The sequence below is a fragment of the Pedobacter heparinus genome (genome assembly GCF_032678725.1).
In the GTDB taxonomy this organism is placed as follows: domain Bacteria; phylum Bacteroidota; class Bacteroidia; order Sphingobacteriales; family Sphingobacteriaceae; genus Pedobacter; species Pedobacter heparinus_A.
Genome location: NZ_JAVTSC010000002.1, coordinates 410784 through 423002, shown reverse-complemented (window position 1 = coordinate 423002; position 12219 = coordinate 410784). Strand labels below are relative to the sequence as shown.

Here is a 12219-nt window from a genome sequence, read left to right as displayed (position 1 = left end):
TTTACACATTTTCCCCATCATTTTCTTTACGGTCTTTTGATATCTTGTCAAAAAGCTTATCCATATGCTCCACATACTCATTCGTATCATCCACAAAAAAAGTAAGCGTTGGAATTACCCTCGCCTGATGGCGGATACGGGCACCCAGCTTATACCTGATCTCGCTGGAATGAGAATTTACCTCGGCTACGGATAAAGAAGTGTTGTTGGTATTCAAAAAACTCAGATAAACTTTCGCTACCGCTAAATCCGGAGAAACACGAACCTTCGTAATGGTAACCAGTGTATTGGGTAAATAGGCTGAACCTTCTCTTTGAAAAATGGCCGCTAATTCCTCTTGTATTACCCCGGCAAATTTCTGTTGACGTTTACTTTCCATAATTTTTCTCTTTCTTCTTTAACGGCATTAATTAATATAACAGCTTGTCATAAGGATAACGTTTGGTATGCAAAGCCACCACCTTATCATACAACAATTGCCTGAATTCTTCCAGATTCTCTTTATGCAGGGCAGAAATAAATATTGCAGGGGTATTCTCGGCACCCATCCAGCTTTTCTTAAAATCTTCGAGGGTAAGCAAAACCTTTTCCTCATCTTCATGATCCGGTTCAGGACTCACATAGGCGTCGATTTTATTAAATACCATAATGGTTTCCTTGTCACGTGCGCCCAGGTCTTTCAATGTTTCGTTAACCACATTGATCTGGTCCTCAAAACTAGGATGTGAGACATCTACCACATGAATCAGGATATCAGCTTCCCTTACCTCATCCAGTGTAGACTTAAAACATTCCACCAGATGATGCGGCAACTTCCTGATGAACCCTACTGTATCCGACAATAAGAAAGGCAGGTTTTCAATTACCACTTTACGTACTGTTGTATCCAATGTCGCGAAGAGCTTGTTCTCTGCAAATACCTCCGATTTTGAGAGCATGTTCATAATGGTTGATTTACCCACGTTCGTATAACCTACAAGGGCCACCCGAATCAGCTGACCGCGATTTTTTCGCTGCGTCTCATTCTGCCTGTCTATTTGTTTCAACCGGGACTTCAACAGGGAGATCTTTTCTAAAATCATCCTTCTGTCACTCTCAATCTGCGTTTCGCCCGGCCCACGCATCCCGATACCACCTTTCTGGCGCTCCAGGTGGGTCCATAAGCGGGTCAAACGTGGCAGCAAATACTGCAACTGCGCCAGCTCCACCTGGGTTTTGGCCTGGGCAGTTTGTGCCCTGCCCGCAAAAATATCCAGGATCAGGTTACTGCGGTCCAGTATTTTAACCTGCAGTTCCTTTTCAATATTCCTCAGTTGTGATGGCGACAGTTCATCGTCAAACACGACCATATCAATCTCTTCAGACTTTACATAAGCCTGGATCTCTTCCAGTTTCCCCGTACCTACAAAAGTTGCGCGGTCTGGCTTAAGCATTTTTTGGGTAAATTCATGCTCCACCAATCCTCCCGCGGTATCCACCAAAAAAGCCAGTTCATCCAGGTACTCTCTGGTTTCTTCAGGCTTTTCACCAGGCCTGATCACCCCAACAAGCACCGCCCGTTCCTGCTTAACCGCTGTATCGTATAATTTTTGTCTTCCCATTTAAATTACAAAGATACAAAAGTTATACCGAGATCAATTGATTTGCGAAGTGCTGCATGGCCTGGCCCGGATTACTTGTTTTCATAAAGTTCTCACCAATCAGGAAGCCATTAAAACCTGCCATCTTCAGTGCTTTTATCGTATCCACTGCACTTATGGCGCTTTCCGATATCTTCATAAACTCATCAGGTATCTGGTTCACCAGCTCAAAAGAAGTCTGAATATTTACTGTAAAATCAGCCAGGTTACGATTATTTACTCCGATCGCATCCAAGTCTTTACAAATACTCCTGTCCAGTTCTTCCTGATTGTGTACCTCTAATAATACATTTAAACCAAGGTTTTTGGCAACCTCTGACAAATTTTTAATCTCTGCGGGTGTCAAAATTGCAGCAATCAACAAAATGATATCTGCACCCAGGGCCTTGGCTTCAATAATCTGGTATTCATCAATCATAAAGTCTTTTCTCAATACCGGAATTTTATTTGCCGCCCTGGCGGATAACAAGTCATTGTCATGTCCGCCAAAAAAGTCTTTATCGGTTAACACGGACAATGCCGATGCCCCGGCAGCAGCATAAGCCTGGGTAACCTCTTCAACCCTTACCTGATCATTAATGATGCCTTTGGAGGGTGAACGTCTTTTAAATTCTGCAATAATCCCTGTCCTGTCCGGTGCCAGTAAAAAATCTTTAAAGACGTAGGGATTGCGGTTAAAATGCAAACCAGCCTCCAGTTGTTTAACTGAAACCGCCTGCTTTGCAAAGGCTACTTCCTCCTTTTTACGGATTACAATTTTATCTAAAATAGTCATATCTAATTTTCTAACCAGTTCTGCATCATCTGTTTCCCGTACTCAGTGAGTACACTCTCCGGGTGAAACTGTACCCCCCGCACATCATACTCATTGTGGTGCAAAGCCATAATCTCGGCGTCAACATCCGTAGCTGTAACCGTAAAACAATCCGGCAGCCCCTCGTTGCTCACCACCCAGGAGTGGTAACGTCCAACATTTATCGTATCAGGGCAATCCTTAAACAGCAACTCTGTCTTGTCTAAAACTGTAATTGGCGTCGCAATGCCATGCATCGGGCGGCCTAAATTCAATAAGGTTCCACCAAAGGCCTCAGCAATAGCCTGTTGCCCCAGGCAAACCCCGAAAATGCTTTTAGTAGGGGCATAAGTCCTGATCACATCTAGCAATAATCCTGCTTCCTCAGGGATACCCGGCCCGGGCGATAAAATGATTTTATCGTACCGGTCTACATCCGCGAGGTCAAATTTATCATTTCTCCAAACCTCTACCTCTCTACCCAGCTCATTCACCAGGTGCACCAGATTGTAGGTAAACGAATCGTAGTTGTCAATAACCAATACTTTCTTTTGTATGTTTTCGCTGTTCATTGTTTTAAATATCTGTAGCCATTTGTATTGCCTTGCGCAAGGCTGCAATTTTGTTGTTTACTTCATTCAGCTCATTTACAGCAACAGAATCGGCAACGATCCCTGCTCCTGCCCTATAATGTAACTGGTTGTTCTTACTCATAAATGTTCTGATCATGATGGCATGGTTAAACTGGTCGTTAAAGCCTATGTAACCAATGGCACCGGCATAAAAATTACGCCCCAGCCCTTCATATTCATCAATCAGCTGCATGGCCCTGTATTTAGGTGCACCACTTAGTGTACCTGCAGGGTAGGTATCTGCAACTACCTTAAAGGCCGATACATTTGGCTGAAGGTTACCGCTGACTTTCGATACCAGGTGGATCAGGTGAGAGTAGTACTGCACCTCTTTAAACGATTTTACTTCTACTCCGCTGCAATGCCTGCTCAGATCGTTCCTGGCCAAATCTACCAGCATTACATGCTCGGCACTTTCTTTAGGGTCTTGCTCCAGTTTCCTGGCCAGCTCTGCATCCTCCTCGTCGTTCCCGGTACGTTTAAAAGTACCCGCAATAGGGAAAATACTGGCCACATTGTCCTTAATCGTAATCTGTGCTTCCGGCGAAGAACCAAAAAGCTTAAAGCTGCCATAATCGAAATAAAACAGGTAAGGCGACGGATTAATAGAACGCAAACAACGATACACGTTAAACTCATCTCCTAAAAAGCCCTGGTTATAGGCCCTTGAAGGTACGATCTGGAACACATCCCCACGTAAAATGTGCTTCTTCATCTGCTCCACCATTTCCATAAATCCCTCATTGCTCAGGTTGGATTGCTCTTCACCTGCAATTTTAAAGCTGTATTCCGGGAAATTCTTATTCTGGATAATGTATTCCATCTTTTCCAGGTCCCCATTGTCATCTCCGTTAAAAGCATTTTTAAACAGGGTGATCTCATTTTTAAAGTGATCGATAGCAATGATATACCGGTAAATGTGGTATTGCATTAAAGGAATTTCCTGATCCTTTGGCGAGGTTGCACTAAAGGTAATGTCTTCAAATTGCTGTACCGCATTCCAGGTAAAGTAACCAAACAAGCCGCTTGAAATGTACCGCGTATCGTCTACCACATCGGGTTTAAACTGTGCTTTAAAGACATCAATCTCTGTGGTAAGTACAAAATCTTTCTTTTCTTCTTTTTTTCCGTCTGGGAAATAGGTTGAAAGCAGGCCATCCTGCAAAATTATGCCGGCAACCGGTTCGGCACAAACATAACTCACTGAATTGGAGCGGCTATGGTAATCAGAACTTTCCAGCAAAATGGTATTAGGAAATACGTCGCGCAACCGCAAATAGATGCTCACGGGAGTGGTTGTATCCGCCAGTCTCTTCTTATAAGTGGTGTTAATTATATAATTATTCATATGCATCATTGCCCTGTCTTGTTCAGGGGCCTCTTTTTAAATTTAATCAAATAAAAAACCCGACGTGTGGTCTACGTCGGGTTTTCAATGTGGTTTGGTTTAGGTTGATAAACTATAAAGTACACAAAGCTACGACTAGACTCTTTTGAGGAGTACTACGCCATTGCCAGGTATGTATATTGTTAATCATGTGTCACAAAAATATAAATAAATCTAACAAAGCAAAATTAAATTTGTAATTTTTATGAAACACCAAAGAATGAGCGAGATGGATCGGCGTTCACCATGGCGATAATCGCGGCAATAATCAGGATTAGGGCCAGGCCAAAATAAAGTGCTACCGAGCGATGTTTTACTACAGCATCTGTGCCTCTTTTAGATCTTGCATTTCCAACTGTAATCAATATCACAGCTAAAAGCATCATGCTGATGTGTTCCATTTTCCAATAGCGGCCAAGAGCAGCACTGCTGTCTATCTTATACCAATCGTTCATAAAATAGAGGATCAATCCTAATAGAAACTGGATGTGGGCGGAAATCAGGGTAAAAACATTTAGTTTTCTGTTTCCCTCAGTGTATGCCTTTTTACCCAACCAGCCAGAAATGGCTTGAATAAGGGCAATCACCAGTAAAATTAAAACCAGGTAACGCCAGCCAGAATGTGCGCTTTTTAAAATCTGATACATAATCGTTTTTCTTTCAAACTTAACTATTTACTTTCTGATTCGCATAAAAGGCAAAAAGTAAATAGTTTTTAGAATCGTTATAAATTATATGCTAATCACACTTTCTGCCAATATATCTCCAGATTGTCAATAGTCAAGCCCAATTTGAATCCATGCACCAATTCCTGTATTTTAGCTAAAATTTTAGAAATAACCCAACATGGTTCCATCTAACCTAAAAAGAAAATAAGCTAACAGATGAAAGTAGAATTAAAAAGAGTAAACGATGCTGTGCATTTCGAGGCTTCGGCCCCATCATCAACTGTAAAAGTTCAGATCGATGGATCACCTGAAATTGGCGGGCTTGGTTTGGGCGTAAGGCCGATGGAAATGGTGCTGATGGCATTGGCTTCCTGCAGCTCCCTTGACCTGGTTAACATTCTTAAAAAACAGAAACAGGAAATAAAAGACTTTTCTGTTTCGGTTGAAGCAGAACGCAGGGAGCAGATTCCAACCATTTTCACGAAGATTCACATGACTTTCAGCCTTAAGGGAGATATCAATCCGGATAAGGCTGAACGTGCAGCAGGCCTGGCTGTAAAAAAATATTGTTCTGTACACGATATGCTTGCAGCCGGAGGCGTTGAAATCAATTATTCGATTAACATTAATTCTTAAGCGTAACGTTTAGTTACACTTAGCATTGGCCATAAAACCTGCCTCAAGGTTAGTAATTCTGTCAATGCCGCGGGAGAGCGACAAGCTATTGGCGAAGCATTTTTAAAAACCTATAAATAATTAAATCCAATGTATTTTAATTTTCGTATATTGGTATTGAGAGCGTTAATTTAAGCGGGGATAACCACCACAGGTCTATTCCCGCTTTTTTTATACCAAACCATATTCCATAAATGTTTACCCTGATGCTGTTATTGCAAGAAAAAGGTAATATTGGATAAAAAGACTACCATAGGTTACCAGATCAATGTCTTTCGTCATCTATTTCAGAAGTTTCCTGTTCTTTCATTTTATCCAATTCAAACAATTCTATAGAGACAAGGTTATCTTCACGTTTTCTCAAGGTTGGTAGCGGTATCCCACCAGTTAAACCAACCCCTATTGAAGCCAGCAAGATCATTAGTATCAAACAAAATGACCTGAAAGCTTTCTTTAAACTTTCCATTCTTAAATTTTAATTATTCGTATTCGGCAATGGTCACCTGTCAGGTGGCCAGAATTAATTCACATGATGTTACAGAAAATGAATTAGCCGAAAGCTGGTCTGCATGGGTATTTTGCAGCTGGAACAAAAAGTTTGGACGGCGAAATATTAGCTTTGATCTGCCTGAATTCTGCCTGTTGACGAATGAACTGAATCCTAAACAATTGGGTATAATATAACCGGGCCATATGCCGGGAAACATTTAAAGCATGCGTATCCACTGTTTTAACCACCAGTCCTTGTTCTGGTTGATAACTGGCAACCCGAAAATTACTTTCTTTCCTGGCAGACCAGTTGCTTTCTGTGGTATATTTTTGAAGTTTAAAAGAAGAAAGGCCAACAGGGAAAGAACCGCTAAACAGCGATAAGATCGAAAAGAGAATGATCAACCTGACATTTTTCATTGATTAAAGATAACAATAATTCCTAGCATACTTCCGCTTCCGCATTATAACCACATAAGATTTCCGCATATTTGTATTTTAGCAATAATGAAAACACCTCCACTAAATTTAAACGAGATCTTCCAGGCATCCATCACCGAACTTTGCGCTACGGAAAAAAAATACCTTAAGGTATATGAACAATTGGCCAGAGCCGCAATGACACCTGAAATCAGTGCGGCACTGTCCCCTGAAAGAACAGATCTGGAGCAGCATACCTCAAGACTGACAATGATTATAGAGCAAGAGAAACTCAAAGCATCACGTATTGTCAATCCTGTACACGAACAACTGATCGACATGAGTAAGGACAAATCCGGTTTTGTAAAGCAGAAATCTTTAATGAAGGATATCCAGATCCTACACTGGGCCAAGCTCATTACACAGGTAAAAATTAACGATTACGAGTCCCTGCACTCAGCTGCCTTAGCCTTGAAGCTTGACAAGGCCACAATTTTGCTCGAGCAATGTGTAAAGGATGAAGCCAACACATATGCCTACCTGCTGCAAATAGGCCGAAATATAATTTATCCAGCGGCCTCAGGCGAGTAACCGGCTGATCTGTACTACTTAATTGCGGTAATCTTATAAAGCGGAAAGTCAAGGGGATCTTCTTTTCCGCTGATCAGCTTATACTCATAAAACCTGTCCAGATATTTTTTGAAGCGATCCAGCGAGGGTATGGCGCCACTATAATCTTCATCGTATTCCACAGTTTCGCCCACTTTAAGTGCAGGCTCCGGATCAGAAGCCTTATGCAGCTGCGTTAAATCGTTGGGGTTGATATTGTGCCTTAATTCATCCATAACTTTTTTACCAAACCTACACTATAAAAAGGGCAATTACGCTATATATCCCTGCTATTGTCGCTAATGCCCCCCATATGTGCCACAAATCTGACCGATATTTGTTATAGTATATAAAAACGCAACGAATGGCCACAACAAAATTTACAACTGTTGACGAATACATCGGCACTTTTTCTGGAGACATCCAATCCAGGTTACAGGAAATCAGACAGATCATTAAGGAAAATGCCCCGGATGCACAGGAAATGATCAGCTATAACATCCCGGCCTTTAAATTCCATGGCATGCTCATCTTCTATTCTGCCTATACCAATCATATCTCTATTTCGATCCCCCCTTCTAAGGTTTACGAGGTGTTTAAACATGAATTATCGGTCTATAAAGTAAGCAAATCTGCCATCCAGTTACCTCTAGACAAGCCTATACCAGCTCAGCTCATTAAAAACATGACGCAGTTCCGGGTTAAAGAAAATACAGAACTGGCAGAAAAAAAGAAAAATAAATAAATCTGACTCAAATACCATGGAAAGCTTTTTGGGTGATGCGCAGGATAAATGATTTTTTTATAATAGATTTAGCCTCATCTAAACTCTTATATGAAGAAAATCCTGCTCACCATCGCTTTGGCATTTTCGGCAAACTGTCTTTCTGCGCAGCAAACATACCCTGTTAATGGCACTTATGATATCCGCCAGGGCTTATATGCCTTCACCAATGCCAACATTGTAGTTAATGCACAGAAAACCATCAGTAATGGGATCTTGCTGATCAAGGGCCAAACCATACAGGCCGTTGGTACAGGTCTTAGTATCCCCAAGGGATATGTAGTGATGGACCTGAAGGGTAAATTCATTTATCCATCCCTTATCGATGCTTTTACAGCTTACGGAATACCTGAAGCTATACGAACAGGAAATACGGGCCGCCAGGCAATCTTTAGCTCTACAAAAAAGGGGGCTTACGGATGGAATGAAGCCATAAGGCCTGAAATCCAGGCGGCTAATTTATTTGTAGCCGATGAAAAAAAGGCCGATGAAATGCGTAAAGCCGGTTTTGGCAGTGTAAATGTGATCAACCGTGATGGCATTGTGCGTGGAACATCAGCTGCAGTAACGTTAAGTGACGAAAAAGAGAATAGCACCATATTGAACGCCCTGTCGGCCGCCAATTATTCTTTTAATAAAGGAAGCTCGCAAAACGATTATCCAACCTCTTTAATGGGTGCAATTGCCCTGTTGCGTCAAACCTATTATGATGCACAATGGTATGGCAAACAGAAAGAAGAATACAACATTTCTTTAGCCGCTTTTAACAAACAACAAAACATTCCTCAAATCTTCGAAGCTGATGGCTGGCAAAATATATTGCGTGTTGATAAAATTGCAAAAGAGTTTGGCAAACAATACATCATAAAATCCAATGGAGATGAATACCAGCGAATAGCTGCCGTTAAAGCAACAGGAACCAGTCTCATTATTCCGGTAAATTTTATCAGCGCTTATGATGTGGAAGATACCGTGGAAACCAGAGACATCAGTTTGGCGCAGATGAAAGCCTGGGAACTGGCCCCAACCAATCCAGCCGCATTGGAAAAAGCAGGCGTCAGGTTTGCCATCAGTACCCAGGGATTGGAGAACGTTAAAGATCTATGGCCAAACCTTTCACAGGCTTTCAGCAATGGCCTAACAAAGAAACAGGCTTTAATGGCCCTTACGGAAATCCCGGCTGCAATGATTGGCATAACCGATAAGGTAGGCAGCCTTGAAGTAGGAAAACTGGCAAATTTCATCATCACCTCTGACAGCCTCTTCAAAAAAGAAAATGTTATCGAAGAAAACTGGGTACAGGGTAAGCGTTTCATCCTGGTCAAAAAAGAGACTGAAAAAGACAGCACAAAGCTTGCGCTAAAAAAGGAAGAACCTCAAAAACCCGCGGCCCCAGGTACATTGGTTTTTCCTTTTAACGCCTTCGGCAATGCCACACCGCTTAAACAGGAAAGTGTACTGTTGAAAAATGCAACCGTATGGACCAACGAGAAAGAGGGCATTCTGCAAAATGCAGATGTATGGATAGAAAATGGCAAAATTAAAGCAGTTGGAAAAAACCTGAATGCCGGAAATGCTACCGTGATTGACGCTACAGCTAAACACATCACCCCTGGAATGATAGATGAACATTCACATATTGCGATGACGGCTGGCATTAACGAGGGTGCTCAGGCTTCTTCTGCAGAGGTTAGGGTGGGCGACATCATCAATTCTGAAGATGTGAATATTTACCGGCAGCTTGCCGGAGGTGTAACGACATCACAGATTCTGCATGGCTCAGCAAATCCCGTGGGCGGCCAGTCCCAGCTCATTAAACTGAGGTGGGGGAAACTTCCCGATGAACTTAAGTTTGAAGGTGCTGACGCTTTTATAAAATTTGCGCTTGGAGAGAATGTAAAGCAGAGCAATTTTAGTGGAAGTGGAGCCCGCTTCCCGGTAACCAGGATGGGCGTTGAGCAAACATTTGTTGACCAGTTTACCCGGGCTAAAGCCTATAAAACAGAGATGGCAAAAAAAGGGAACACGATTCGCCGGGACCTGGAACTTGATGCCATCGTCGAAATTCTGGACAACAAACGTTTCATTACCTGTCATTCCTATGTTCAGTCAGAAATTAACATGCTGATGCAAGTGGCAGACAGTCTGGGTTTCAAGATCAATACCTTTACCCATATCCTGGAAGGGTACAAAGTCGCCGATAAAATGAAGGCCCGTGGCATCAATGCCTCTACATTTTCGGATTGGTGGGCCTACAAAATGGAAGTAGCAGAAGCCATCCCTTACAACGCTAAGATCATGCACAACGTCGGCATCACTACCGCCTTCAACTCCGACGATGCCGAAATGGCCAGACGACTGAACCAGGAAGCCGGGAAAGCCATATTATACGGCGGTGTTTCAGAAGAAGAGGCATTAAAATTTGTTACACTGAACCCTGCTAAAATGCTGCATATAGACCATAGCGTAGGCAGTTTGAAGCCTGGTAAAGATGCGGACATCGTCATCTGGTCTGCACATCCCTTGTCTATTTATGCCAGAGCGGAAAAGACTTTTATAGATGGCATCCCCTATTGGGACATAGACCGTGATGCGGCACTTAGAAAAGCGCAACATGACGAACGGATGCGATTGATACAGAAAATGAAGGAAAGCAAGAGCAAAGGTGCAAAAACCCAGCGGCCGAAAGCAGAAGTGCGGCGTGAGTTCCATTGCGAAACAATTGAAGATTATTCCATCGAGCTAAACGATTCGGAAAGGAGCCACAACCATGAATAAATACACTTTAACCTTAATGGCAATTGCCTTCAGTCTTAATTCTTTTGCTCAGGCCAATATCTCCCCGGCAGAGCCACAGGATAAAAGAACAGTGATCATGGGTGCAAAACTTCACCTGGGCACTGGTCAGCTGATCGAAAACGGCTATCTGATATTTGACAAAGGAAAAATTACCGGTGTAGGGGATGCAACAGTGGCCCGTATTGACCTGACAGATGCTAAGGTGATCAATGCAAATGATAAACATGTTTATCCCGGATTTATTGCACCAATTACAAATCTTGGGCTGGTCGAGATCAGCTCGGTAAAAGCGACATTAGATTATAGTGAAATTGGTGAGCTAAACCCTCACATCAGGGCATTGGTTGCCTACAATACGGATTCAAAGGTACCGGCAACCATCAGGAGCAATGGTGTACTGATGGCCCAGATTACTCCACAGGGCGGCACCTTATCGGGTAGCTCATCGGTAGTGCAACTGGATGCCTGGAACTGGGAAGATGCGGCGATTAGAAAAGATGACGCCCAACACTTAAACTGGCCGGTTACGCCTAAATTCAGAAGTTCCGGAAGCAGGGCTGCAGGCTCGGCAGAGGCAGTTAAAGAACGTACGCAAAAAGCGATCAATAACCTTGACCAGCTTTTTGCTGAGGCTAAAGCTTATGCGGAAACCGACAAACCAGCGGTAATTAATACGCGCATGGCTGCCATGAGGCGCCTGTTTGATGGTTCGCAAAAACTGTTCATCAATGCGAATGCAGAGAAAGATATCCTTGCAGCAGTAAAATTCGCAAAAAAATATGGCATCACTCCTGTCCTGGTTGGAGGGGATGAGGCCTACCTGATCATTCCATTCCTAAAAGAAAACAACATTACTGTAGTGGTAAAAGAGCCTCATAATTTACCGAACAATAGCGATGATGACGTAAATATGCCTTATAAAAATGCAGGTTTGCTGGCTAACGCAGGGCTTAATGTAGTGATGAGCCTGCACAGTTACTGGCAGTTGAGAAATCTCCCATTCATGGCCGGAACAATAGCTGCCTGGGGCCTTGACAAAGAAAAGGCCTTACAAACCATTACTTTAAACACGGCTAAAGCTTTAGGAATTGACAAACTGGCGGGAAGCCTGGAAATTGGCAAGGATGCCACTTTCTTTATTTCAGCCGGGGATGCATTGGACATGAAGACCAATAAGGTAGAAAAAGCCTTTATCCAAGGTAGAGACATCAATCTGGATAACCTTCATAAACAACTGGACAAAAAATTCAGTGATAAATACTTGCTGAAAAGCCAAAAATAAGACAAAAAAAAGAGTGACCCCATCCAAGGTCACTCGTTTTT

The 12219-nt window shown here is 42.6% G+C and carries 14 protein-coding genes; 5 read left to right on the top strand and 9 right to left on the bottom strand.

Annotation, left to right across the window (positions count from 1 at the left end; translation table 11 throughout):
- Position 1: 1 nt before the first annotated feature.
- The 6 genes from rbfA to R2Q85_RS05140 all read right to left on the bottom strand — a co-directional run bounded on the left by rbfA (position 2) and on the right by R2Q85_RS05140 (position 5099).
- Positions 2-379: a 30S ribosome-binding factor RbfA gene (gene rbfA, locus R2Q85_RS05165; protein WP_316810674.1), complete on the bottom strand. Its 378-nt coding sequence runs from the start codon at positions 377-379 to the stop codon at positions 2-4.
- Between the two features lie 31 nt (positions 380-410).
- Positions 411-1601: a GTPase HflX gene (gene hflX, locus R2Q85_RS05160; RefSeq protein WP_316810673.1), complete on the bottom strand. Its 1191-nt coding sequence runs from the start codon at positions 1599-1601 to the stop codon at positions 411-413.
- A 22-nt stretch (positions 1602-1623) separates the two neighbouring features.
- A complete protein-coding gene (gene trpC, locus R2Q85_RS05155) occupies positions 1624-2415 on the bottom strand; it encodes an indole-3-glycerol phosphate synthase TrpC (RefSeq protein ID WP_316810672.1) in 792 nt (263 codons plus the stop codon).
- Between the two features lie 2 nt (positions 2416-2417).
- Positions 2418-3005 carry an aminodeoxychorismate/anthranilate synthase component II gene (locus R2Q85_RS05150; RefSeq protein ID WP_316810671.1) on the bottom strand — a complete coding sequence of 196 codons (588 nt, stop codon included), beginning with the start codon at positions 3003-3005 and terminating at the stop codon, positions 2418-2420.
- A 4-nt stretch (positions 3006-3009) separates the two neighbouring features.
- Entirely contained in the window at positions 3010-4413 is a 1404-nt protein-coding gene (locus R2Q85_RS05145; protein ID WP_410478841.1) for an anthranilate synthase component I family protein, read from the bottom strand.
- Between the two features lie 242 nt (positions 4414-4655).
- The gene (locus tag R2Q85_RS05140; RefSeq protein WP_316810669.1) at positions 4656-5099 is read right to left on the bottom strand and encodes a cytochrome B; all 444 of its coding nucleotides are present in this window, start codon (positions 5097-5099) and stop codon (positions 4656-4658) included.
- A 237-nt stretch (positions 5100-5336) separates the two neighbouring features.
- Between R2Q85_RS05140 and R2Q85_RS05135 the strand changes: the two genes are divergently transcribed.
- Complete coding sequence (locus R2Q85_RS05135; RefSeq protein ID WP_316810668.1) at positions 5337-5756, top strand: OsmC family protein; 420 nt, start codon at positions 5337-5339, stop codon at positions 5754-5756.
- Between the two features lie 304 nt (positions 5757-6060).
- Here the strand turns inward: R2Q85_RS05135 and R2Q85_RS05130 are convergent, their stop codons facing one another.
- A complete protein-coding gene (locus tag R2Q85_RS05130) occupies positions 6061-6261 on the bottom strand; it encodes a hypothetical protein (protein ID WP_316810667.1) in 201 nt (66 codons plus the stop codon).
- An 83-nt stretch (positions 6262-6344) separates the two neighbouring features.
- Positions 6345-6704: a hypothetical protein gene (locus tag R2Q85_RS05125; protein WP_316810666.1), complete on the bottom strand. Its 360-nt coding sequence runs from the start codon at positions 6702-6704 to the stop codon at positions 6345-6347.
- Positions 6705-6791: 87 nt separating this feature from the next.
- Between R2Q85_RS05125 and R2Q85_RS05120 the strand changes: the two genes are divergently transcribed.
- Positions 6792-7295, top strand: coding sequence for a DUF892 family protein (locus R2Q85_RS05120; protein WP_316810665.1), 504 nt, complete (start codon positions 6792-6794; stop codon positions 7293-7295).
- Positions 7296-7309: 14 nt separating this feature from the next.
- On the opposite strand, the gene R2Q85_RS05115 is transcribed toward R2Q85_RS05120, so the two are convergent.
- On the bottom strand, positions 7310-7549 hold the full coding sequence (locus R2Q85_RS05115) for a hypothetical protein (RefSeq protein WP_316810664.1): 240 nt from the start codon (positions 7547-7549) through the stop codon (positions 7310-7312).
- 128 nt (positions 7550-7677) lie between these two features.
- On the opposite strand from R2Q85_RS05115, the gene R2Q85_RS05110 reads away from it, so the two are divergent.
- The 3 genes from R2Q85_RS05110 to R2Q85_RS05100 all read left to right on the top strand — a co-directional run bounded on the left by R2Q85_RS05110 (position 7678) and on the right by R2Q85_RS05100 (position 12178).
- A complete protein-coding gene (locus tag R2Q85_RS05110) occupies positions 7678-8058 on the top strand; it encodes an iron chaperone (protein ID WP_316810663.1) in 381 nt (126 codons plus the stop codon).
- Positions 8059-8148: 90 nt separating this feature from the next.
- A complete protein-coding gene (locus R2Q85_RS05105) occupies positions 8149-10875 on the top strand; it encodes an amidohydrolase family protein (RefSeq protein WP_316810662.1) in 2727 nt (908 codons plus the stop codon).
- Positions 10868-12178, top strand: coding sequence for an amidohydrolase family protein (locus R2Q85_RS05100; protein ID WP_316810661.1), 1311 nt, complete (start codon positions 10868-10870; stop codon positions 12176-12178). Before R2Q85_RS05105 ends, R2Q85_RS05100 begins: the two co-directional genes overlap by 8 nt.
- The last annotated feature ends 41 nt before the right edge of the window (positions 12179-12219 follow it).

Coding starts and splice junctions, on each gene's coding strand:
- hflX (WP_316810673.1), bottom strand. CDS start 1,601: ATGGGAAGACAAAAATTATACGATACAGCGGTTAAGCAGGAACGGGCG.
- R2Q85_RS05125 (WP_316810666.1), bottom strand. CDS start 6,704: ATGAAAAATGTCAGGTTGATCATTCTCTTTTCGATCTTATCGCTGTTT.
- R2Q85_RS05140 (WP_316810669.1), bottom strand. CDS start 5,099: ATGTATCAGATTTTAAAAAGCGCACATTCTGGCTGGCGTTACCTGGTT.
- R2Q85_RS05135 (WP_316810668.1), top strand. CDS start 5,337: ATGAAAGTAGAATTAAAAAGAGTAAACGATGCTGTGCATTTCGAGGCT.
- R2Q85_RS05100 (WP_316810661.1), top strand. CDS start 10,868: ATGAATAAATACACTTTAACCTTAATGGCAATTGCCTTCAGTCTTAAT.
- trpC (WP_316810672.1), bottom strand. CDS start 2,415: ATGACTATTTTAGATAAAATTGTAATCCGTAAAAAGGAGGAAGTAGCC.
- R2Q85_RS05145 (WP_410478841.1), bottom strand. CDS start 4,413: ATGAATAATTATATAATTAACACCACTTATAAGAAGAGACTGGCGGAT.
- R2Q85_RS05120 (WP_316810665.1), top strand. CDS start 6,792: ATGAAAACACCTCCACTAAATTTAAACGAGATCTTCCAGGCATCCATC.
- R2Q85_RS05130 (WP_316810667.1), bottom strand. CDS start 6,261: ATGGAAAGTTTAAAGAAAGCTTTCAGGTCATTTTGTTTGATACTAATG.
- R2Q85_RS05115 (WP_316810664.1), bottom strand. CDS start 7,549: ATGGATGAATTAAGGCACAATATCAACCCCAACGATTTAACGCAGCTG.
- R2Q85_RS05105 (WP_316810662.1), top strand. CDS start 8,149: ATGAAGAAAATCCTGCTCACCATCGCTTTGGCATTTTCGGCAAACTGT.
- R2Q85_RS05110 (WP_316810663.1), top strand. CDS start 7,678: ATGGCCACAACAAAATTTACAACTGTTGACGAATACATCGGCACTTTT.
- R2Q85_RS05150 (WP_316810671.1), bottom strand. CDS start 3,005: ATGAACAGCGAAAACATACAAAAGAAAGTATTGGTTATTGACAACTAC.
- rbfA (WP_316810674.1), bottom strand. CDS start 379: ATGGAAAGTAAACGTCAACAGAAATTTGCCGGGGTAATACAAGAGGAA.